Source organism: Citrobacter sp. Cpo065 (assembly GCF_030332805.1).
In the GTDB taxonomy this organism is placed as follows: Bacteria; Pseudomonadota; Gammaproteobacteria; order Enterobacterales; family Enterobacteriaceae; genus Citrobacter; species Citrobacter portucalensis.
The window spans coordinates 1-19,723 of record NZ_JAOWHC010000034.1 but is presented as its reverse complement, the minus strand read 5'-3'; the positions used below and the strand labels follow the sequence as shown (position 1 = coordinate 19,723).

At 47.9% G+C, this 19,723-nt stretch carries 23 protein-coding genes and 1 pseudogene; 7 read left to right on the top strand and 17 right to left on the bottom strand.

Annotated elements, in window-relative coordinates; translation table 11 throughout:
• Positions 1–43: 43 nt before the first annotated feature.
• Genes OGY68_RS16210 through yoaJ form a run of 3 tightly spaced genes read left to right on the top strand, consistent with a single transcriptional unit; the run spans position 44 to position 1,292 of the window.
• On the top strand, positions 44–1,069 hold the full coding sequence (locus OGY68_RS16210; RefSeq protein ID WP_057068585.1) for a sensor domain-containing diguanylate cyclase: 1,026 nt from the start codon (positions 44–46) through the stop codon (positions 1,067–1,069).
• 47 nt (positions 1,070–1,116) lie between these two features.
• Positions 1,117–1,215, top strand: coding sequence for a YoaK family small membrane protein (locus tag OGY68_RS16205; RefSeq protein ID WP_032941789.1), 99 nt, complete (start codon positions 1,117–1,119; stop codon positions 1,213–1,215).
• 2 nt (positions 1,216–1,217) lie between these two features.
• On the top strand, positions 1,218–1,292 hold the full coding sequence (yoaJ, locus tag OGY68_RS16200) for a protein YoaJ (RefSeq protein WP_095533175.1): 75 nt from the start codon (positions 1,218–1,220) through the stop codon (positions 1,290–1,292).
• Positions 1,293–1,340: 48 nt separating this feature from the next.
• Here the strand turns inward: yoaJ and OGY68_RS16195 are convergent, their stop codons facing one another.
• The gene (locus OGY68_RS16195) at positions 1,341–1,589 is read right to left on the bottom strand and encodes a GlsB/YeaQ/YmgE family stress response membrane protein (RefSeq protein WP_003832440.1); all 249 of its coding nucleotides are present in this window, start codon (positions 1,587–1,589) and stop codon (positions 1,341–1,343) included.
• Between the two features lie 361 nt (positions 1,590–1,950).
• On the opposite strand from OGY68_RS16195, the gene fdhF reads away from it, so the two are divergent.
• Positions 1,951–4,098 (top strand): formate dehydrogenase subunit alpha, encoded by a 2,148-nt coding sequence (fdhF, locus tag OGY68_RS16190; protein WP_057068587.1) that lies wholly within the window; start codon positions 1,951–1,953, stop codon positions 4,096–4,098.
• Between the two features lie 52 nt (positions 4,099–4,150).
• Here fdhF and OGY68_RS16185 read toward each other — a convergent pair whose 3' ends face one another.
• From OGY68_RS16185 to OGY68_RS16135, 11 genes are all read right to left on the bottom strand, one after another.
• Entirely contained in the window at positions 4,151–4,795 is a 645-nt protein-coding gene (locus OGY68_RS16185; RefSeq protein ID WP_008784508.1) for a hypothetical protein, read from the bottom strand.
• Positions 4,796–5,012: 217 nt separating this feature from the next.
• The gene (locus OGY68_RS16180; RefSeq protein WP_003832433.1) at positions 5,013–5,195 is read right to left on the bottom strand and encodes a DUF1869 domain-containing protein; all 183 of its coding nucleotides are present in this window, start codon (positions 5,193–5,195) and stop codon (positions 5,013–5,015) included.
• Between the two features lie 3 nt (positions 5,196–5,198).
• Complete coding sequence (yeaR, locus tag OGY68_RS16175; protein WP_003030735.1) at positions 5,199–5,561, bottom strand: DUF1971 domain-containing protein YeaR; 363 nt, start codon at positions 5,559–5,561, stop codon at positions 5,199–5,201.
• Between the two features lie 173 nt (positions 5,562–5,734).
• The gene (gene leuE, locus OGY68_RS16170; RefSeq protein WP_003832429.1) at positions 5,735–6,373 is read right to left on the bottom strand and encodes a leucine efflux protein LeuE; all 639 of its coding nucleotides are present in this window, start codon (positions 6,371–6,373) and stop codon (positions 5,735–5,737) included.
• Positions 6,374–6,512: 139 nt separating this feature from the next.
• On the bottom strand, positions 6,513–7,163 hold the full coding sequence (gene zinT, locus OGY68_RS16165) for a metal-binding protein ZinT (protein WP_003832427.1): 651 nt from the start codon (positions 7,161–7,163) through the stop codon (positions 6,513–6,515).
• Positions 7,164–7,240: 77 nt separating this feature from the next.
• The gene (locus OGY68_RS16160) at positions 7,241–7,756 is read right to left on the bottom strand and encodes a phospholipase D family nuclease (RefSeq protein ID WP_286617258.1); all 516 of its coding nucleotides are present in this window, start codon (positions 7,754–7,756) and stop codon (positions 7,241–7,243) included.
• A gap of 31 nt (positions 7,757–7,787) precedes the next feature.
• A complete protein-coding gene (locus OGY68_RS16155) occupies positions 7,788–8,375 on the bottom strand; it encodes an ATP-binding cassette domain-containing protein (RefSeq protein ID WP_008784505.1) in 588 nt (195 codons plus the stop codon).
• Entirely contained in the window at positions 8,359–9,153 is a 795-nt protein-coding gene (locus tag OGY68_RS16150; protein ID WP_032943092.1) for an ATP-binding cassette domain-containing protein, read from the bottom strand. The genes OGY68_RS16155 and OGY68_RS16150 overlap by 17 nt, the downstream gene beginning before the upstream one ends.
• Positions 9,147–9,959: an ABC transporter permease gene (locus OGY68_RS16145; RefSeq protein ID WP_008784503.1), complete on the bottom strand. Its 813-nt coding sequence runs from the start codon at positions 9,957–9,959 to the stop codon at positions 9,147–9,149. Before OGY68_RS16145 ends, OGY68_RS16150 begins: the two co-directional genes overlap by 7 nt.
• Entirely contained in the window at positions 9,949–10,923 is a 975-nt protein-coding gene (locus OGY68_RS16140; protein ID WP_032944402.1) for an ABC transporter permease, read from the bottom strand. The genes OGY68_RS16145 and OGY68_RS16140 overlap by 11 nt, the downstream gene beginning before the upstream one ends.
• Positions 10,923–12,545 (bottom strand): ABC transporter substrate-binding protein, encoded by a 1,623-nt coding sequence (locus tag OGY68_RS16135; RefSeq protein ID WP_057068592.1) that lies wholly within the window; start codon positions 12,543–12,545, stop codon positions 10,923–10,925. Before OGY68_RS16135 ends, OGY68_RS16140 begins: the two co-directional genes overlap by 1 nt.
• A 396-nt stretch (positions 12,546–12,941) precedes the next feature.
• Here OGY68_RS16135 and OGY68_RS16130 point away from each other — a divergent pair, with 396 nt between their 5' ends.
• Positions 12,942–15,029 carry a TonB-dependent receptor gene (locus tag OGY68_RS16130; protein WP_003832414.1) on the top strand — a complete coding sequence of 696 codons (2,088 nt, stop codon included), beginning with the start codon at positions 12,942–12,944 and terminating at the stop codon, positions 15,027–15,029.
• A 116-nt stretch (positions 15,030–15,145) separates the two neighbouring features.
• Here the strand turns inward: OGY68_RS16130 and OGY68_RS16125 are convergent, their stop codons facing one another.
• Positions 15,146–15,343 carry a hypothetical protein gene (locus OGY68_RS16125; RefSeq protein WP_003832412.1) on the bottom strand — a complete coding sequence of 66 codons (198 nt, stop codon included), beginning with the start codon at positions 15,341–15,343 and terminating at the stop codon, positions 15,146–15,148.
• A 169-nt stretch (positions 15,344–15,512) separates the two neighbouring features.
• Positions 15,513–17,036, bottom strand: coding sequence for a cyclic di-3',5'-guanosine monophosphate phosphodiesterase PdeG (gene pdeG / locus OGY68_RS16120; protein WP_057069231.1), 1,524 nt, complete (start codon positions 17,034–17,036; stop codon positions 15,513–15,515).
• Between the two features lie 241 nt (positions 17,037–17,277).
• On the opposite strand from pdeG, the gene OGY68_RS16115 reads away from it, so the two are divergent.
• A complete protein-coding gene (locus OGY68_RS16115) occupies positions 17,278–17,550 on the top strand; it encodes a hypothetical protein (RefSeq protein ID WP_008784497.1) in 273 nt (90 codons plus the stop codon).
• Between the two features lie 84 nt (positions 17,551–17,634).
• Positions 17,635–17,757, top strand: a pseudogene (locus tag OGY68_RS16110) (cytochrome b); the annotation flags it as partial.
• A gap of 60 nt (positions 17,758–17,817) precedes the next feature.
• On the opposite strand, the gene OGY68_RS16105 reads toward OGY68_RS16110, so the two are convergent.
• The 3 genes from OGY68_RS16105 to tnpA form a co-directional block, all read right to left on the bottom strand.
• On the bottom strand, positions 17,818–18,072 hold the full coding sequence (locus tag OGY68_RS16105) for a hypothetical protein (protein WP_003832408.1): 255 nt from the start codon (positions 18,070–18,072) through the stop codon (positions 17,818–17,820).
• 10 nt (positions 18,073–18,082) lie between these two features.
• A complete protein-coding gene (locus tag OGY68_RS16100; protein WP_032941869.1) occupies positions 18,083–18,568 on the bottom strand; it encodes an outer membrane beta-barrel protein in 486 nt (161 codons plus the stop codon).
• A 582-nt stretch (positions 18,569–19,150) separates the two neighbouring features.
• A complete protein-coding gene (tnpA, locus tag OGY68_RS16095; protein WP_057069660.1) occupies positions 19,151–19,609 on the bottom strand; it encodes an IS200/IS605 family transposase in 459 nt (152 codons plus the stop codon).
• Positions 19,610–19,723: the final 114 nt, after the last annotated feature.

Genomic DNA, 19,723 nt, shown 5'->3' with positions numbered 1-19,723 from the left:
GGGCAACGTCAGCCCAGTCATTACTCAGGAGCATTTACATCTCATGTCGGACATGATCCTTGCCAGAGTCTCACAGTCCTTAGCTACGGAGCAGTCAGTTGAGAGTCTGGTTCGCCAACTTCTGGAGATGCTGGAGATGGTGACTGAGATGGAATCAACCTACCTGACCAAGGTCGATCTGGATGCCCGTCTGCAGCATATTCTGTATGCACGTAATAGCCGCCAAATGCAGATCCCCGAAGGGCTATCCGTGCCGTGGGATGAAACGCTGTGCAAACGCGCTATTGAGGAAAACTGTCTGTACAGTGACAACGTGCCCGCACGCTGGCCGGAATGTACCGCCGCTCGCGCACTGGACATCACCACCTTTCTGAGCACTCCCGTTCATCTTCCGGACGGAACGTTTTACGGTACACTTTGCGCTACCAGCCGCCGCCAGCAGGCATTGAGCCAACGTGGAGAACAAGTATTACATCTGTTTGCCGGTCTGATCGCCCAGTCGATTCAAAAAGAGTCGCTGGTTGCTCAGTTACGTGAAGCGAACGCCGCGCTGATTGCTCACTCCTACACCGATGCCCTGACCGGTTTACCGAATCGGCGCGCAATATTTGAAAATGTGGAAACCCTTTTTTCGCTTGCCCGCCATCTCAGACAGAAGATAGTTGTCGCCTATATCGATTTGGATGATTTCAAACTGATTAATGACCGCTTTGGCCACGAGGTTGGTGACCAGTTCCTGATACAGATTGGGCAGCGCCTGCTCCGTGAATGTAATGATAATGACATTCTCGGTCGACTGGGCGGTGACGAATTTTTAGTCGTTCGCCTGTCAGCGGAAGATGAACTGGATCAACTTATGCGTCTGCAGCAGGTGAAAAATCAGCTACAACAGCAGATTTGCGGTGACTACCAGCTGGGTGACATTCATCTGTTTTATCCTGGTGCCAGTCTGGGTGTGGTGGAAATTGATCCGCTGGAGACTGATGTAAACTGTGCGCTTCATCTTGCAGACAGCGCAATGTATCAGGATAAAAAGCGTCAGGATAAAACCCCTTTTGTCGTACATTAAGCCCTGCTATGCTGGCTCGTCTTTAAATAACTCTGGTAGATAATCGTATGCGACTCGGTATTATTTTCCCTGTCATTATTTTCATTTCCGCTGTCGTTTTCTTATCCTGGTTTTTTATTGGCGGCTACGCTGCGCCGGGAGCATAACGATGAAAAAAACAACGATTATTATGATTGGCGTGGCTATCATCGTGGTTCTGGGCACGGAACTGGGGTGGTGGTAACCAAAATAAAGGCCACTTATCAGTGGCCTCTATTATCTGCATGTTTAGTTAGCTTTTGATTTTTCTGTAGATAAACAACACCACAATCGCACCGATAACCGCTACGACGAAACTGCCGAAGTTGAAACCATCAACTTTACCAAAACCAAAGAAGGTACTGATCCAGCCACCCACTACCGCACCGACAACCCCTAAGATAATGGTCATAAAGAACCCGCCGCCATCTTTACCCGGCATAATCCATTTTGCCAAAATCCCAGCGATAAGACCGAAAACCACCCATGAAATAATGCCCATAATTTTCCTCGCTTATGTTTTTAAATTAACGATTCACTCGTTGTATAAAAGCATAGCATAGCGCTGAAAAATTAAAATTTGTGATCGTCATCACTTCATATTTTCATCTTTTTCCGATGTTTCATAAGGTTATGACTGCTGACCGGCAGGCTAAATTTTTGCCGCTCCTCGTCATTAATGTCGAATCGTCAGTCATTATGCTTAACTCTTTTGCCCTCAGCCCCGTTATTGCTGGGTTTTCACTTCTGGCACACTTTATGCTTAAACAACTTGTCGCTACGACAAATCGTAGTCCGCGGTGCTTATCGCGTGGCTGCGTCTACAATTCGCGCTATTTCAGCATTTAACAGGTCTGTTATTGATGAAAAAAATCACCAGTGTTTGCCCATACTGTGGGGCCGGGTGCAAGCTCAAGCTTGTTGTCGAAAATAACAAAATCATCCGCGCCGAAGCCGCAGAGGGTGTAACGAACCAAAATCAGTTATGCCTGAAAGGCTATTATGGTTGGGACTTTCTTAACGACACTCGCCTTCTGACTCCCCGTCTGACTCGCCCGATGATCCGTTATGAAAAAGGTGGCAAATTCACGCCCGTTAGCTGGGATGAAGCCATTCGTTACACCGCAAAACGCCTGTCTGAAATCAAAAAAGCCTATGGTCCTCGCGCCATCATGACCACCGGCTCCTCCCGGGGAACCGGAAATGAAACTAACTACGTGATGCAAAAATTCGCACGTGGCGTACTTCATACCAATAATGTCGATTGTTGCGCCCGCGTCTGTCACGGTCCTTCCGTTGCCGGGTTACAAGAAACGTTAGGCAATGGCGCCATGAGCAATTCCATCAGCGACATTGAAAACTCAAAATGCCTGCTGATCTTTGGTTATAACTGCGCCGACTCACACCCAATCGTAGCCCGCCGGGTAATTAAAGCTCGCCAGAACGGCGCAAAAATCATTGTCTGCGACCCACGTCGTATTGAAACCGCCCGTATTGCTGACCAACATTTGCAGTTGAAAAACGGTTGCAACATGGCGCTGGTTAATGCCTTCGGCCATGTTCTTATCGAAGAGCAACTCTACGATCGCGAGTATGTGCAAAAGCATGCGGAAGGGCTGGAAACATACTGGGAAACCGTTAAGGACTATGCGCCTGAAGCCGTTGAACATTTGACCGGCGTTCCCGCACAGCAGGTTCGTCAGGCAATGCGTACATTTGCCGCAGCACCATCGGCAACCGTAATGTGGGGGATGGGCGTCACCCAGTTTGGTCAGGCCGTTGATGTGGTTCGCGGTTTGTCGAGCCTGGCGTTGTTGACCGGGAATCTGGGTCGCCCTAACGTCGGCGTTGGTCCGGTGCGCGGGCAAAATAACGTGCAGGGTGCGTGCGATATGGGGGTACTGCCTAACCAGTTCCCAGGGTATCAGGACGTGACCGATTCCGCCGTCAGGGAAAAATTCGCCAGCGCATGGGGCATTGACGTTAATCAGATGGATGACAAGGTTGGAACGCGCATCACCGAAGTTCCTCACCTTGCTATCGAAGGCAAAATAAAAGCCTACTACATCATGGGAGAAGATCCGCTGCAAACCGAGGCGGACCTGGGCCTGGTTCGCGAAGGGTTTAACGCGCTCGATTTTATCGTCGTGCAGGATATCTTCATGACTAAGACAGCGGAAATGGCCGACGTCCTCCTGCCGGCCACCTCATGGGGCGAACATGGCGGTGTCTTTACCTGCGCCGATCGTGGCTTCCAGCGTTTTGAGAAAGCGATTGAGCCCACCGCTGACGTAAAGCGTGACTGGGAGATTATCAGCCTGCTGGCCAGCGAAATGGGCTATCCGATGCAGTATCAAAATAACCAGCAAATCTGGGATGAGATGCGCGAGCTGTGCCCGCTGTTCTACGGCGTGACCTATGAGAAAATGGGGGAAATGGGGCATGTTCAGTGGCCGTGCCCCGATCTCGATAGTCCTGGTACGCCGTACCTTTACGCGCACAGCCAGTTTGATACCGTCAACGGCAAAGGCAAACTGTTTGCCGCACCGTGGCGAGCGCCCGCAGAAGTTCCGGATGACAATTATCCGCTGGTGTTGTGTACCGTGCGTGAAGTTGGGCATTACTCCTGTCGCTCGATGACCGGTAACTGCGCAGCGTTACAAGCGTTGGCTGATGAACCAGGATATGTGCAAATCAATACCCATGATGCCGAAAAACTGGGTATCCGTCATCGTGATCTGGTGTGGGTCAGCTCGCGTCGGGGTAAGGTCATCAGCCGTGCGGATGTATCCGAGCGTATCAATTCCGGAACGGTGTATATGACCTATCAATGGTGGATTGGTGCATGCAACGAGTTGACCCAGGATAACCTCGATCCAATCTCGAAAACGCCGGAAACCAAATATTGTGCCGTAAATATCGAGCACATTAGCGATCAGAGATGGGCTGAAAAGTATGCCGCTCAATCGTATAGCGACATGAAATCACGCTTATGTGAGGCCATTGCGTAATTCCCCACCATCGCGACCTGAGTCTGGTTACCCAGACTCAGGTCTTATCTCATTACTTTACCAGGTGAGGTTCGCTGAAGCGGATGGAGGCAGTTTCCTCCTGCTTATCCCGCTGCATAAAGCCAAGGTTCATCAGGAACAATCCCGCCATAAACGGTAGTTCATACAGTTCTTCAATCAGATCGCCATAATGGGCATTGTGCAGGAAGATGGGAGCCAGCAGACGATGATGCTCTACCGTATCGGAAATCAAAAATGCGCAGGCGGTAATCGCCAGCATCCAGACAGGTAACGGTTCATTACGTAGGCGTCGGACAATATCCAGGCGTAAACGCTTCGACAACAGCACCGGCAGAATAATCATGGCAATTAATACGACGGAGATGGCTCTGAAAAGGAGTTTAGGATGCTCAGGGAAATAGTCACGGCCCCAACTGGTGCTTCTCCCCAGCAATACCAACCACCACACGGCTGCCCAAAGCCAAAATTGCTTCTCTCCTTCAGGGCGTGATAAAGGCCGGATATAGCCAAGGGTAAATACCGCACCAAACAGTAGCCATAGCGCCTGCCCATTTTCGATCCATCTGACGACAGTGCCGTTAAGCAGCGGAAGATTCCAGTTCGCGGTGAACGGAATCGCCACAATGACCAGTCCTAGAATAAGTGTGGGGAATGTAATTTGGGTATTCAGTTTCATAAGCGCGATGTTCTGTATTGTTACTTTTTTGCGATCATAACGCCTGTGAATGATCGACAATTAGCATTCAATGCGGATTTCTTAAGGTATTCTTAAGGAATCTTTTTCGGACATCACTACGTTCAACACAAATAAAAAAACCGCACGGCGCCGTCAAAACGCTGTGCGGTTAGTACATTAAAATTCTGTGTATTCAATCAGTAAGAGTATTTAACGCCTACCATCCGCAGACTTCATGCTCATTCTCGGTATCGTACGAACGAACGGTATTGACCAAGTCTTTGACCACTTCTGCTGCCACATCCGGCACCAGTAATGTCATCGGCGCTTCTGTTTCATAATCAACAGAAACGCCGTTACTGTTATTGGTCACGGTTACGGTATAGGTTGCTTTGCCCATGATTTACTCCTTGCCGGTGCGCACGACTTTTCGTTGATTTGCACTCTCCATCAGAACTTCCGGGGCAACGAAAAAATCGATATTAAAGTAAGTGTCGTCGGTCATCACTTCGATGTTATGCCATTTTTCCGGCGGAAAAACGCCAAACTGACCGGCTTCAATAACCATCACCTCTACTGGCTCCGGACTGTGTTCATCGGCGTATCCGAGATATTTGACCGCCCCCTGCATAACAGAAAGTCGTGGATAAACCCCGGCACGAGTTCCTTTATCAAGGTGGCGTTCGAAAATTCCGGCAGGCGCAGTTTCTTTGTTCCAGAATGGTGTAGAGCGTGTATGGATATGATTCTGTGGAATTTGAAGCATTTTTCTTCCCTTTTCCAGTCGACAACCAGCGAGTCTTATTGAATCGCTGCTGTACACAGGGTACGCCTCAAAATATACATTTAAAATACCATTTATTGGTTATAACCCTACAATTACAACTGAAAAGCAAAGCGTCATATTGAAGGCCCGCCGCAACCAGCGGGCCAATGGCATCACGACTGAAGCGTGGCCAGACGAGCGGCAAAACCAACGAAAATCAGGCCGATTAGGGAATTACCCACTTTAGCCAGTTTTTTCTTCGTGCGAATATACTGCGTCACGAACGCGCCGGAGAAAATAAGGAAGCTCAGATAGAAAAAGCTCACTACTTCAAGCGTAATGGCCAAAATAAAGAATGACAGCCCTGAGTGCGGTGCATTGACATCAATAAACTGCACAAAGAACGAAACATAAAACAAAATAGCTTTGGGATTCGTCAGGCTCAGAATTAATGCACGCTTAAAAATAGCGCCAAACGGGACTTCCTCAGGTGCGGCGTCGCTTGCTTTCGATTTCAGTGTCGCATACAGGATCTTCGCACCGAGGTACAGCAGATAAAACGCGCCAAGATAGCGAACGATGTTGAACAAAACGGGCGTTGTTTTGATCAATGCGGCAACACCAGCATAGGCCAAAAACATCAACACGGCATCACCGATAAACACACCGCTTGCGGCGAGATAACCACCCTTCACTCCCCGACCGACGCTGTTCTTCAACACAAATATCGTATTTGGCCCCGGTACCAACACGATAAAAATGGCTCCCACCAGATACGTCCAGTAATTCAGAACTCCATACTCTGCGAACACGTTAACCTCTTCCTGAAAAAACACATGCACTTGCTGCGATACAATATGCTAACGAATGCATCGGGTGATGGAAAGAGAAGGTTATGAATTAAAAAACCCGCCACTGGTGACGGGTGTGTACAGATAAGGTTAGTCCGGATTAATGGTGCAGCATCTCATCCACAACCTCTTCTCCCTTCAACTGATAAGGGTAGTAGGTAGGCCAGTTTTCCATCTCTTCAAGCAAGGCTGCCTGCGAGGTATTTCCCATAAAGATATGGAAGTGGCTCGATTTACGCGGCGCGATAATATGATCGCTAAATTGCACATATTTAGGCGCTTTGCTGTCAGCAGCTTTACACTCAAACAGATACCGTACACCTTTCTTGCCTGATTTATAATTCAGGATCTTATATCCGGCGTAGTCGTATTTACATGATGCAACCTGATTCCCAGTATGAAACTCCATCACGCCATTTTCAATACCGATAGTGTCTACGTTGGTTGCATAGCCTGTACGGTAATACGCTTTGATTTGTTCTGCCGTTTTGCTTTTATCTTTCTCCGCTTTCTTTTTGAATACTGGATCAAGTTCGCCGCTGACCAGATACGGATAAACAGATTGCCACATGCCATCCCAGTCGGTCAGCGCCCTGTTCTGCACCTGGTTGTCATCAAATACCCCTTCCGACGCCTTTTGTTCTGCTTCACTCATTGGCGCACCATGGGAATGATGACCATGCGCCAGAACCGAACTACTGACTAAAAGCATCCCCAGAGCGATTGTTAGTTTCTTAAAACGAATAGCCAAAATTTCACCCTCAAATCATTTGCGAGTGAATTGTTATAATATAACATCACATTCAAATCAACGACGTTGTGAAGCATTTAACCGCTCTGGTGCGCGATTTTCCAACGGCTGTCAAAATGGGCCTGATACTGCGCAACAACGGCAGGTTCGTCACGAATAACTAACACATTTTCAGAGTTGGCAAATTCTGCGGATTTGGCAAAGTTGAACGAACCGGTTTCCAGCGTGTCGCCATCAATAATCATTACCTTGTCATGCTGGATGTGGTAGTGACCATCCAGTTGCACATCAACCCCATTCGCGGCAGCAAAAGCGATGGCCTTCTGGCTAACCTTGCCCTGGTTTCGTTTCTTATCGATAACAGCCCGAACCACTACACCTCTCTTTTCAGCGTTTACCAGGGCCTGAACAATATCTGCAGACTGAAATGAATAAGCCATCATATCGATGCTGTGCTGCGCATGCTTAATTGAATCCAGCACTAAAGCCCGAGCCGACCCTTCCGGTGAAAAACCCACCTGAATGGAAGCATGAGCTGCAAAAGCACCCGCCCCGTGCATTAGCGCAGCCACAGCGATAGTTTTTACGATCACGTTAGTTATTTGCCTGAAATGCGAAAGAGACCTAAGAGAGTAGCGCTCGCGTGCAGATCTGATCAAGCAGCGCCTGCTGATGACTGATAATGAGCATACCCAATGGTCGACGCTGAGATTCTTCAAGCAGCAGCGCCCAGATATCCCGTTGAATAGAAGGATCAAGCTGGGCTGTAATTTCATCGGCAATAAGAAAACGTGTCCGCGGGTCCAGCGCGCGAAGTAAAGCAATTCGCGCCAGTTCACCACCAGAAAGTTGTCCGGGACGGCGGGTTAACCACTCTGGATTGATGTGAAGACGGGTAAGCATTGCAGCATCCGGTCGCCATGCATCATGCACCGCATCACCGGTGCTGCGTCGGGGGTTAAAAGTTAATTCTGGATGCTGTGGCACCAGTTGCACCGGACAATACTGGTGCATCGGCAACGGTTGGTCATCAATCAGAATGTCACCGGAAGTTGGTTTCTGCCAGCCCGCCAGCACGCGTCCCAGCGTCGTTTTGCCAGTTCCACTGGGCGCACAAATCCCAATACGTTCTCCAGGGCGTAGAGAAAAGGTCAGATTTTGCCACAGAACCTTTTCCCCCTGACGGATTGTTACATCACGACAGCACAGCATCGCGCTCTCCAAAAAGTTGATTTCTTTCAGGCAGCGCCCGCCATTGTCGTTGTAGGTGTTCGCTAATCTCTCCGCGTAACAGCTGTTCCCGGCTGACGTTATCCGACACCCTTCCCTGATGCAGTGCGACAATACGATCCGCATGGCGGGCCGCCAGCGTGAGGTCATGCGTTACCCACAAAACACCAGCCCCTTGCTCACATTGCTCACGCAACTGTTCAAGCAGTTGATTAGCGAGAGGTGCATCAAGCCAGGCGGTAATTTCATCCGCCAGAATATAGCGAGCCTGACTCAGAGACGCATGACAAGCCAGAACACGTTTTGCCATACCGCCTGAAAGCTGACGCGGAAAAGCATCTAATACGCGACTTTCCAGTCGGCTACGCTGGAGCAATCGTTCAATTTTTCCGGCATTCCACTGCTGGCCAGAAAGCTGGCATGCCCTGCGCAGATGCTTTTCAATCGAGAGCAGCGGGTTAAGTGCCTGAATACCTTGTGGGACGTAGCTGAAGGTATTGCCACGACATTTGCGAATATCATCACTGCCCAGCGTTTTACCTTCCAGGGTAATAACGCCGTTGAAACGCAAATTGTCTGGTAAGAGATCGAGTAGACATTGCAGCAACAGGCTTTTACCTTCTCCACTTCCTCCAACTAGCGCCACCATCTGACCAGGCGCTACGTCGAAAGAGATATCCTGCAACAGCGAAGACCAGTTTTTCGCGCCGTACCAGCGATAACGCGCCACGTCCAGCGAGACCTGCCTTAAACTCAACATGCGTCACCTCGTAACCACAAACGATGCACCGCCCTTGCGAGCTGATCGAATAACATCACCAGACTGAACAGCATCAGTCCTGGAAACAGCACTAACCACCAGTCACCATGACTGATAAACCGCAGCGCATCCGCCAGCAGCAGGCCCAGTGACGGTTCATGCGGCGCCAGTCCAAAACCGAGGAAGCTTAACGCCGCGCTGTGCAACACCGCGTGGGGAAACATCAGCAATGTTCCCGTTAGCCACTGGGGTAATAACGCCGGTAGATAGTGATGCCGCCAGCAGTAAAAATGGCCGTGTCCCAGACGCCAGGTCAACGTCAGATAGTCACTGTGGGCCACGCGCTGCGCTTCAGCACGCAGGATCAGCGCCAGACGCGGCCAGTGCGTTAGTGCAACCGCCATGATTACCCCGTTTTTCCCACCACCCAGCGTAAAACAGATCAAAATAAGCAACAGCAGATGCGGCATCGATAGCATGGCATCAGTAATTAGACGCATAAGCACATCCAGACGCGGATGTATGCGCGAAACCGCCGCCATCATTAACGCAATGAAACCGCTGCACAACGCCGCACCAATACCAATTTGCAGACTGGTTAGTGCACCTTGAAAACAACGGATCCACAGATCGCGACCGAGGTTATCGGTGCCAAACCAGTACATCGCATCAGGTGGAAGATGACGGGCAAGCAGATTAACGCTCAACGGGTTATCCAGCATTGCGGCACCATACACTGCAATGAATAACAGGCAGCTAAAAGAGAACAAAAGACGAATTAGCGTCGGCGTCGGGTTATAGAGCATCAGGTCGCTCCAGAGCACGGTTCAACATACGGACAAGCCAGGTAGACAGCGAGTTGCCAATGAATACCAGTACGGTACTGAACAACACAATCCCCATCAGTAACGGCAGATCGCCGCGTAACCCGGCATCAATGGTGGCCTGCCCCAGTCCTGGATAAGCAAAGACTTTTTCGGCCAATAGTGCACCTCCCAACAGTTCTCCCAGTGAGGCAAACTGCAAACACAGCGCAGGCGTAATTGCATGACGCAGAACCTGATGGCGTAACAGTGACCAGCCTTTATCTCCCTGGGAATGCGCAAAACGGACAAACTCGCTTTTCATTACGCTGGCGATGCTTTCCCGCGTATGAAGCGTAATTTGTCCCAGCCCCAGCAAACTGAGCGCGCAAACGGGAAGCACCAGATGACGCAGACGCTCGGTCAGCGTCGCCATATCGCCGCTGTTGCCCGGCTCCCACGCGCAGCAGACCGGAAATACCGGCCAGCGCACGGCAAATAACGCCAGCAGCAACATGCCAATCCAGAAGGTCGGCAGCGAAGAAAGCAGATAGCTGATGCGACAGATTGCTTTGTCCGGCCAGCGATTCAGGTAGCGACCCGCGACAAATCCCATTGCCGTTCCCAATATGCCGGAGAGTAGCCACGCGCCGCCAAGCAGCGCAAACGAGGTGGAAAAGCGTTCTTTGATCACGCTGGCAACCGGCGCATTAAACAACATGGAATAGCCGAGATCGCCCTGCAATACACGAACAAACCAGTGACCAAAACGCTCCCATAGCGGCTGGTCCAATCCCCAGCGAGCAGCAATGCGTGCATATTGCTCCGGCGGCACATGCAGGAGATCGTTGCCGATATAAGCACGAATCGGATCGACCGGAGAAAAGCTGAGCAGCACAAAAGTGCCAGCCGCAACCAGCACTAATAACACTATCAGCCGTAGAAAATGGCCCACAACAGACTTCATCAACGGCAGGTCCAGGTCCATTCGTCCAGATTATTGAGCAGTGACCAGCTACCGTGAATCTCCGGTGCGCCTTTGCCTAAATCAATACACGGATTTGCCAGGTAGGTATGCTGAATATTCAGCAGCCATGCCCAGGCAGCATCGCCCTGCACGCCAGCCCCTTGCTTACCATCCCACTCCACCTGTTGCCAGAAAGGCAACGCCTTTTGCCAGTCTGGGGCGTCGATAGCCTGTTTAAGGTGCTGTTCAACAACAGGATTGCTGTAATAGCCTGGGTTGTAATATTCCACGCCCGCGGCCTGATTACTGTAATGATGGAAAAGCTCCATCGGATCCAGGCTTCCCCAACCAAATAACGTCGGGTTCGCATGCATGTGACGTTCAACGGTTTCCCAGCTTCCTGATTGCAGCGAGATCTGAATACCCACCGGCTCCAGCATTGCGCGAACAGCTTCGGCTAAATCCCGGCGCGTACTGTCACCGCTGGCGTACCATAAAGTCAGTCGAGCCTCTTTGCCGTCTTTCACTCGCACGCCATCTTTACCTACCTTCCAGCCGGCTTCTTCCAGAATCGTACGTGCTTTTTCGCTATCACCATCTTTGAACGCAACGGATTGCCCCTGCCATGGCAGCCCTTGCACTGCGCTATATGCAGGAATCGCATGACCTTCCATGACCTGATCGGCAAGCTGCTTACGGTCGATGGCATAGTTTATGGCGCGCCTGATGGCAACATCGGCAGTGATATCGTTCCCAATCGGATAGCCATTGGCGTCTTTTTTACCTGCAGGAACCATCGGGAACACAATGCCCCGGTTTTCCACGCTATCGCGTACCCAAAGTTTCAAATTTGTCTGCTGAGGAGCGACCGCCATCGACGGCGCGATACGTACGAGTCCCAGTTGGCCACTGCGCGCTGCGGCATAAGCGTTATCTTCATCAAGGAAGACAAACACCAGCTTACTGAAATCATTTTTCTTACCGGCATACCAGGGGTTAGCCTCCACGATCAACTGCTGTCCCGGCTGAAAACTCACCAGTCGATAAGGACCTGCGCCAATCGGATTTTTGGCAAATGTTTTTTCGTCATACCGTTTCGCCGGAACAATACCCAAAGAACCCAGCACATTCACAAAGGTGCTCTGTGGGCTATTTAGCGTAATTTCTACCGTGCGATTATCTTTCAGGCTGGCATGGGTGAAGTTTCCCATGTCGATTTTGCCGCCGCTTTTTGCTGCTTTGTTATAGGTGAACACCACATCTTCAGCGGTTAGCGGGGAACCATCAGAGAATTTAAGGTCAGGTTTTAACGTCAACGTCCAGGTTTTGCCGTCTGCGCTGGTCTCTACTTTTTCCGTCAGCAGGTTTCCCCAGCTCATATCTGCATTTTGTTTTAATAATGGTGCATGCAAAAGCAAATAGCTGCCATGACTCCAGCCCAGCATCGGGTCAAACCCTTCCGTTGGTTCTGGGCCAATTGCCAGTTTTAACGTCTGCCCTTCGTTCGCATTTTGCGCGGCAAGAAGTGGTGAGGTTAATGCGAGAGTCAATGCGCACGTAAGCAGTGCCAGCTTGCCTTTGATCATTATGTTATCCAGATTTACGTTATTTTTATGCTGCATAACGATTTACCGTCGTTAAGCAGTCTCCTGGGGAAGGGATTATGGCGGACAGAAATGATGAAAAAAATGATGCGGCGCAGAAAAGTATGACGATTTTCTAAAATTATCATACTTTTTTCTGATACTCCGTTATGAGTACGATGTGAATCTCAGAAAATAGATTAATCCCTCGCCATTTATTCACAGGAATATTAATCCCGAACTAATAATTTCCTATGCGGACTATTGGCCCTTCCTGCTAATTCCTTATCTAAAATTCATGACAATTTATGTATATTTATTCAAGAAAAACACCAGAAGTGACAAGTTATGTAAATTTGTAATGATAATTATTTGTATTATCATTTCCATCAATTATCTTACTGCCTTTGAATTTTTAACAAAGGAAGTTTGACTATGCGTTTAAAACCTGTTGCCTCTGTCGTTCTGTCCTGTTTAGGATTTTCCAGCCCCCTGGTATTTGCTGAAGATGTCATGGTGGTAACCGCTTCCGGTTATGAAAAGAAAATCACCAATGCCGCCGCCAGCGTCTCTGTTATTTCGCAGCAAGAGTTACAAACCAATAAATATAATGACTTAGGTGAAGCCCTGCGTTCTGTTGAAGGGGTAGATGTTGAAAGCAGCACCGGTAAAACCGGCGGTCTGGAGATCAGCATCCGTGGCATGCCTGCCAGCTATACCTTGATCCTGATTGACGGTATTCGTCAAAACGGCAGCAGCGACGTAACGCCAAACGGTTTCTCTGCCATGAATACCAGCTTTATGCCCCCGCTGGCGGCAATCGATCATATTGAGGTGATCCGCGGCCCGATGTCGACGCTTTATGGGTCCGACGCAATCGGTGGCGTGGTGAATATCATCACCAAAAAAAGCACCGATAAATGGAGTACTTCCATCAATACCGGCGTTAACCTGCAAGAGAGTAATAAATGGGGTAACAGTACGGTCGCCAACTTCTGGTCAAGCGGCCCGTTGATTGCGGGCGTACTGGATATGCAGGTTCGGGGGAGCACAACCCAGCGTCAGGGTTCCAGCGTCACCTCCCTCAGCGATACCTCCTCCACCCGCGTACCTTATCCTACCGAATCGGAAAACTATAATATTGGCACGCGCCTCGACTGGAAAACCAATGAGAACAATACGCTGTGGTTAGATCTCGACTCCGCCAGACAGCGCTATGACAACGATGACGGGCAGTTGGGCAACCTGACAGGGGGGTATGATAAAACGCTACGCTATGAGCGTAACAAAGTGACCCTCGGCCACGATACAGCCTTAACGTTCGGCACCTGGAAATCCTCCCTCGGCTGGAATGAAACCGAAAACAAAGGCCGGCAATTGGTATCTTCCGCACTCACACCAGAGAACGCAGGCCGGGCCGGTGACGCGCGTGAACTGAAGAACACCAACGTCATTCTTGACTCAGTGCTGCTGACGCCATTAGGTGATTCACACCTCTTAACCCTTGGCGGAGAATACTGGGATGCACGGATGAAAGATGGTGTGGTACTGGCCAATACCGGCGAGACGTTCCATCAAAAAACGTGGGCAGCTTATGCGGAAGATGAATGGCATATTCTCGACTCGCTGGCCTTAACCGCAGGAACACGCTATGAGCATAACGATGTCTTTGGCGGTCATCTCAGCCCGCGTGCCTATATGGTCTGGGACGTTTCCGACGCCTGGACGCTCAAAGGCGGCGTAACGACAGGTTATAAAGCACCATCACTAAGCCAGTTGCATAACGGGATCAGCGGTGTAACCGCACAGGGAACGGTGAATACGGTCGGTAACCCGGACCTCAAACCTGAGGAAAGTATCAGCTACGAAACCGGGCTGTATTACGAGAACGACGCCGGGCTTAACGCCAACATTACCGGCTTCTATACCGAATACAAAAATAAAATTGTCTCATATTCTATCGATGATAATACCAACAGCTATACCAACAGCGGCAAGGCGAGGACCGATGGCGTTGAATTTGCCAGCACCTTCCCTCTATGGTCGGATGTGCTGACCCTATCTCTCAACTACACCTACACTCAGAGCAAGCAAAAAGATGGTGACAATAAAGGCGCGCCATTAAGTTACACCCCCAAACATATGGCTAACGCCCGTCTGAACTGGCAGGCAACGGAAGATATGAACGCCTGGCTCAGCGCACGTTATCGCGGCAAAGCCCCACGCTTTACCGAAAATTACGACAACCTTAGCGCGGTACAAAAGGCCGTCTATGACGATAAAGGCGCTGATTTAAAAGCCTGGACCGTTGTCGATATGGGGATGTCTTATAAGCTGACTAAAGATCTGACGCTTAATACGGCGGTTAATAACGTGCTGGATAAAGACTTTAGTGAGGTCAAATTGTACCAGGTGGGGCGTAATAGTACCTACGCAGGTGATTATTATCAGACTGCACAATCCACTACCGGATACGTAAACCCTGGTCGTAACTACTGGGTGTCTTTAAATTATCAGTTCTAATTTTATAAGATCCTGTTGGTCGGGGCACACTAATACCCCGACCAGCAGAATATTATTGAGAGAAGACACAAGATATAATCATCATCTTATTTTAACATATAAGAATATTTAAACAATTAATACAGAAATACCCCTTCCTGCACCATTAGATATAATGCCAAAACAATAATCCCGACGATACCGCCTAAAAACAGGACTGCGGCAATCGCAAGCTGATTGCGATTTGTGTTCTTTGCTTTGCTTCGCACATCCAACTTATTTTTCGCCGCTTTGTGACTTGAATCACGCTCCATCGCGAATGTTATATCTGCCATACCATTATCCAGTTGCTGTATATGAAAACACAAATAACCACCACATCGATAAGGGTATAGATTTTAAATAACAGAATCCGAGATTTGCCTCACGATAAAGATAATCGTCGGATTTTTGCTACCGAAGCAGATTTCATGCTCACTTTTCATCAATTAGGTTATCTTGTATTTATTCGACAAAAACCTTCACTTTAGGCTTTGACAGCAGAATCATGACGAACTCAGTGAAGGTTACTGGTTTATAGAAATAGTACCCTTGCAGGAAAACAATGTTGTTTTTGTTGAGATAATCAAGCTGAGCCTTTGTTTCAACCCCTTCGGCAACGATGCTTAAAGATAGTTTACGAGCCAGATCGAGGACACAATCTAAAATTCGGGTTGAATCGGGAAGCTCATTTACCCTTCCCACAAAGCTCTGATCGATTTTAATGTAATCAATGTGCAGGTCATGCAAATAAGAAAGCCCAGAATAGCCCGTACCAAAATCATCCAGCGCAATCACAAAGCCATTCTCATGCAGGATATTGAGCCTCTGCACAGGATCTTCATCCACATCTAACGGCTCGCGCTCAGTAACTTCGATTACCAGATTGAGGTCATCGCGGTTAAAACTATCCCTGTAATGCAGGCACTCCTGCACGAATGTAGGGGATGTGATATGGGATGCGCTGAAGTTAATGCCGACATGGAAGCCGGATGGCAGTTTGCTGGCAATGGCGTTCATGTTTTCCGCGACCTGCCTCATCAGGCTTTGAGTTAGTGGCACTATCAGGCCTGATTTTTCAGCGACGGGAATGAAGGAAGCAGGAGAGATATATCCGGCCTTAGGATGTTTCCATCGGGCCAGCACTTCAACACCGCGTAACGTCCCCTCGCGACCATTTACGATAGGTTGATAAAAAGGCACGATCTCTCCTTTTACTATCGCCCTGCGCAACGTTTCTTCAGGGGTATCGTTCTTGTTCAGATACTTATCAATGGCATAAGCGGCTGCAAAAGACATTAACAGGATAAAAACCAGAATCCCTGAACCCTGTGTAACCAGTCTTTTTGCACTAAACAGTGGCGGTTTATTATAAATAATACTGAACGGATACTTTGCGGAATTAACTTGACCAGACGCACGTGCGCTTGTTGTAACGGTTTTTACATCGCCCAATAAACCGAGTGCTGCGTCACCCACAAGCAACGAGTACGTTACTCCCGCTAACGGGACATTCATTGCCCCTCGGATATGCACGCCACTTATGGTGACGATGATACGGCCTGTGTGAAAACGTGTTTGATACAGCAGAACAGGTATTTCATTCTCGGTATTGCTTGCGGGAGTCAGTTGTAAATTAGTATCAGCTATAACGGGAATATGCTTAAGTAATATCCGATTACCCGGCAAAGATGTACACCAAACCTTCCCCTGTCGAATAATGATCAGCGTTCGCAAATGGGGTCGGAGCGCAGCTTCGGTTCCAAGTTGGTATTGCCCCTCCAAATCGCATTTTTTTTCAGCGATGTTCATAGCGGTACGGGTTGCCTGGAAAGCTTCATCAAGTATGTTATCCATATTTTTCGCGGCATATCTGGCCCCCCCGAGGTTTTCCATCGAAGATGAATACCAAAGCTGCATATTAAGAATAAAAACACCGATTAAAAAAAGACACACCGCAGCAGTTACCGGTAAAAGTGCTTTGCGCATTCTCATATCCTGTGGTGAAAGCCGATCGGTCGTTGCGATGAGCATTGACGTGTTCTAATTTATATCTACAGAGCATGGTAGACAGAAACAAAAGCCGCCATGCGCCCAGTCACATTTCCTCAATAACAACGTAACTTACTAATTTATTGATAAAATCATTACTGAAATTTGCAGTACAAAACCGGCGTTGCACCTCATCCAATTTTGCTATCATAGGAATGCACTAATAAGAGGTAATCAAATGAAAATCTTTATCACTGACAATGACGGAAACCTGATTCCTGTTGACGGAAAAAGCGTTGTCATCGAATTGAATAGTGGCGGAACCATCGAGATCGCCGAGGAGTACAGCCGGGACGATGTTCCTGAAGGCATTAATCTGTGGGGCGGACGAGAACCCTCCCCTTCACTCTCTTTCGAGGAAATCAAAGCCAGAACAGAAGGCCTGGGCGTTTATCCCATCGCAGCCAACGCTCTACATGTATTTCCGTACAAACTTTCAGCAAAAAAATAATTGCACACAGCAGACGAAGCGTTTTTCTCAAACCAAAGTAAGGCCATGGTTATCAAAAAAAACTCTGGCTTTGGGGGAAGTCAGTTCGCCGATATCTGTTACTTTCTGATTGCAGCCCATGCTGGCGCTGCATTATTTCATCACTATATACAGAAGGATAATACGCTTTTGAGAGTGATGCCTGAGCAAAACCATTTGAATAATTAATAGATGATTAAAATATTAAGAACATAAGCACTCAAGACCGTATCTGCGTGTTCTTAAATATTAATCGTCATCATGATGCTTATGTTTCTTGTGATCACTCATAGCCTCTTTGAAAGCATCCGCTTGTGTATTAGCTGCCTGCAGTCGACTCATATTAGCACTGTAATTATTCCAATATTCTTTTTCTTCGTGATAACAAACATCACGGCTAATTCCCTTCGCTTCGCACTTTGCTAAGCGTTGTTCTTCTGATACACAACCAGACATCAATGAAACAGCAGAAAACGCAACCAATATTATCATTAATTTATTCATATAAATAACCTTAGAATGTCCAGCCGGCGCCGACTACAATACTATTAGCTTGTGCGCCAAAGACCTTAGAACCTTCATAGCCTGCATCAACAGTGAAACCTGCAATGGGGATAAACTGAATACCAGCGCCATAGGTAAAACCTGTAGAAGTGTCAGTTTCACCATTAGCTTTGATCGCACCTCTCCCAATACCCGCCATTACATAAGGTTTTACCACATCATTTACTTTATAACTTGCGCCGACTAATGCAGAACCATAACCACGATCTATATCATTATCGTCATTTGCTGAAATGGTTAAGGATGTCATAACACCAAAATCACTCTCATCTGGGGTATAACCATATTTAGCGTTAAAACCATTAAGGTTCTGTCCATCTGTCCGGGTATGTACATAACCGCCGGTGACTACGCTTTCTCCTGCATAAACTGTCATAGCAAAACATAATGTAACAGCCACTAAACCTGTTTTTAAACTTAGCATTTTAATAACCATTTTCATCATCAACTAATAGTAAGTAACACACATAATAAGGAATCATGCTTTGAGTTTTATTTCTCAAGCATGTTGCCAACAGAAAAACAGAAAGGTAAAAAAACATCAATCGGAGAAAATGTTCTTTTTTGGACATTACTAATGCTCAGAATAATCAACTGTCATAACACGCTGATAAAAATGGATTTAAAATTAGAGTAAAAAATCTTAAAACGCTTCTTCTTTATAAAAATTTCCGATATTTTTCTTATTGTTAAAATGATTATTTCCCATCTGATAATCAATAAGATACAAACACCACTCAATTATAGTTAGTTCTCATACCCGAATAGAGTTAAATAAAGAAATATTGACAGCCATGGGAATTTTTATCAAAAAATAAAATTGTAATGGCAAAGATAAAAATTTGTTCTCCAGTGCTATTTAAATGAGTTTAATAGTATGAGCGCCAGGAAAGCGTTTTGCAGGTAAATAATAAATATCCTCCGGCATAGCCGGAGGTTTTTCTGATGCGCCTATAAGGCTCTGTTACCAGCCGCGCCCTAACAGGCGCATACGATCTGACATTTGCATCAGACTTCGTTACTTACGGCCCGTAAACGGGCTACCCGGATAAGGGATCGATAACTGCTCGCCCATTTTATCCTCTGCAAGCTGGTGCTTTATGTATTCCTGTATCCTTGCTGTGTTCTTACCCACCGTATCTACGTAATACCCACGACACCAGAACTCCCTGTTCCTGTATTTAAACTTCATATCACCAAACTGCTCATACAACATCAGACTGCTTTTACCTTTCAGATAACCCATAAAACCGGATACGCTCATTTTGGGCGGGATTTCCACAAGCATATGGATATGATCTGCACAGCATTCCGCTTCCAGGATCCGCACGTTTTTCCACTCACACAGCTTTCTTAAGATGCTGCCTATCGCCCTACGTTTCTCCCCGTAGAATGCTTGTCTTCGGTATTTGGGCGCAAAAACTATGTGATATTTACAGTTCCATCGGGTGTGCGCTAAGCTCTTTTCGTCCCCCATTGGGACCCCCTTTTGATTTCTTGTTTAACCCTTGCAGTTGCCAGACCGCAAGGTGTTTTAACAAATCAAAAGGGGTTTTAATAACTGGCCCAAAGCTGAAAGCTTTCCGGAACC

What these genes read in the sequence shown, in the direction of transcription:
- OGY68_RS16115 (WP_008784497.1), top strand. Translation starts at nt 17,278, where the DNA reads ATGAAAATCTTTATCACTGACAATGACGGAAACCTGATTCCTGTTGAC.
- OGY68_RS16155 (WP_008784505.1), bottom strand. Translation starts at nt 8,375, where the DNA reads ATGCTGTGCTGTCGTGATGTAACAATCCGTCAGGGGGAAAAGGTTCTG.
- OGY68_RS16135 (WP_057068592.1), bottom strand. Translation starts at nt 12,545, where the DNA reads ATGCAGCATAAAAATAACGTAAATCTGGATAACATAATGATCAAAGGC.
- OGY68_RS16195 (WP_003832440.1), bottom strand. Translation starts at nt 1,589, where the DNA reads ATGGGCATTATTTCATGGGTGGTTTTCGGTCTTATCGCTGGGATTTTG.
- OGY68_RS16130 (WP_003832414.1), top strand. Translation starts at nt 12,942, where the DNA reads ATGCGTTTAAAACCTGTTGCCTCTGTCGTTCTGTCCTGTTTAGGATTT.
- OGY68_RS16210 (WP_057068585.1), top strand. Translation starts at nt 44, where the DNA reads ATGTCGGACATGATCCTTGCCAGAGTCTCACAGTCCTTAGCTACGGAG.
- OGY68_RS16105 (WP_003832408.1), bottom strand. Translation starts at nt 18,072, where the DNA reads ATGAATAAATTAATGATAATATTGGTTGCGTTTTCTGCTGTTTCATTG.
- OGY68_RS16180 (WP_003832433.1), bottom strand. Translation starts at nt 5,195, where the DNA reads ATGGGCAAAGCAACCTATACCGTAACCGTGACCAATAACAGTAACGGC.
- fdhF (WP_057068587.1), top strand. Translation starts at nt 1,951, where the DNA reads ATGAAAAAAATCACCAGTGTTTGCCCATACTGTGGGGCCGGGTGCAAG.
- OGY68_RS16125 (WP_003832412.1), bottom strand. Translation starts at nt 15,343, where the DNA reads ATGGCAGATATAACATTCGCGATGGAGCGTGATTCAAGTCACAAAGCG.
- OGY68_RS16150 (WP_032943092.1), bottom strand. Translation starts at nt 9,153, where the DNA reads ATGTTGAGTTTAAGGCAGGTCTCGCTGGACGTGGCGCGTTATCGCTGG.
- pdeG (WP_057069231.1), bottom strand. Translation starts at nt 17,036, where the DNA reads ATGCGCAAAGCACTTTTACCGGTAACTGCTGCGGTGTGTCTTTTTTTA.
- yeaR (WP_003030735.1), bottom strand. Translation starts at nt 5,561, where the DNA reads ATGCTTCAAATTCCACAGAATCATATCCATACACGCTCTACACCATTC.
- OGY68_RS16145 (WP_008784503.1), bottom strand. Translation starts at nt 9,959, where the DNA reads ATGCTCTATAACCCGACGCCGACGCTAATTCGTCTTTTGTTCTCTTTT.
- OGY68_RS16100 (WP_032941869.1), bottom strand. Translation starts at nt 18,568, where the DNA reads ATGGTTATTAAAATGCTAAGTTTAAAAACAGGTTTAGTGGCTGTTACA.
- OGY68_RS16140 (WP_032944402.1), bottom strand. Translation starts at nt 10,923, where the DNA reads ATGAAGTCTGTTGTGGGCCATTTTCTACGGCTGATAGTGTTATTAGTG.
- OGY68_RS16205 (WP_032941789.1), top strand. Translation starts at nt 1,117, where the DNA reads ATGCGACTCGGTATTATTTTCCCTGTCATTATTTTCATTTCCGCTGTC.
- tnpA (WP_057069660.1), bottom strand. Translation starts at nt 19,609, where the DNA reads ATGGGGGACGAAAAGAGCTTAGCGCACACCCGATGGAACTGTAAATAT.
- OGY68_RS16185 (WP_008784508.1), bottom strand. Translation starts at nt 4,795, where the DNA reads ATGAAACTGAATACCCAAATTACATTCCCCACACTTATTCTAGGACTG.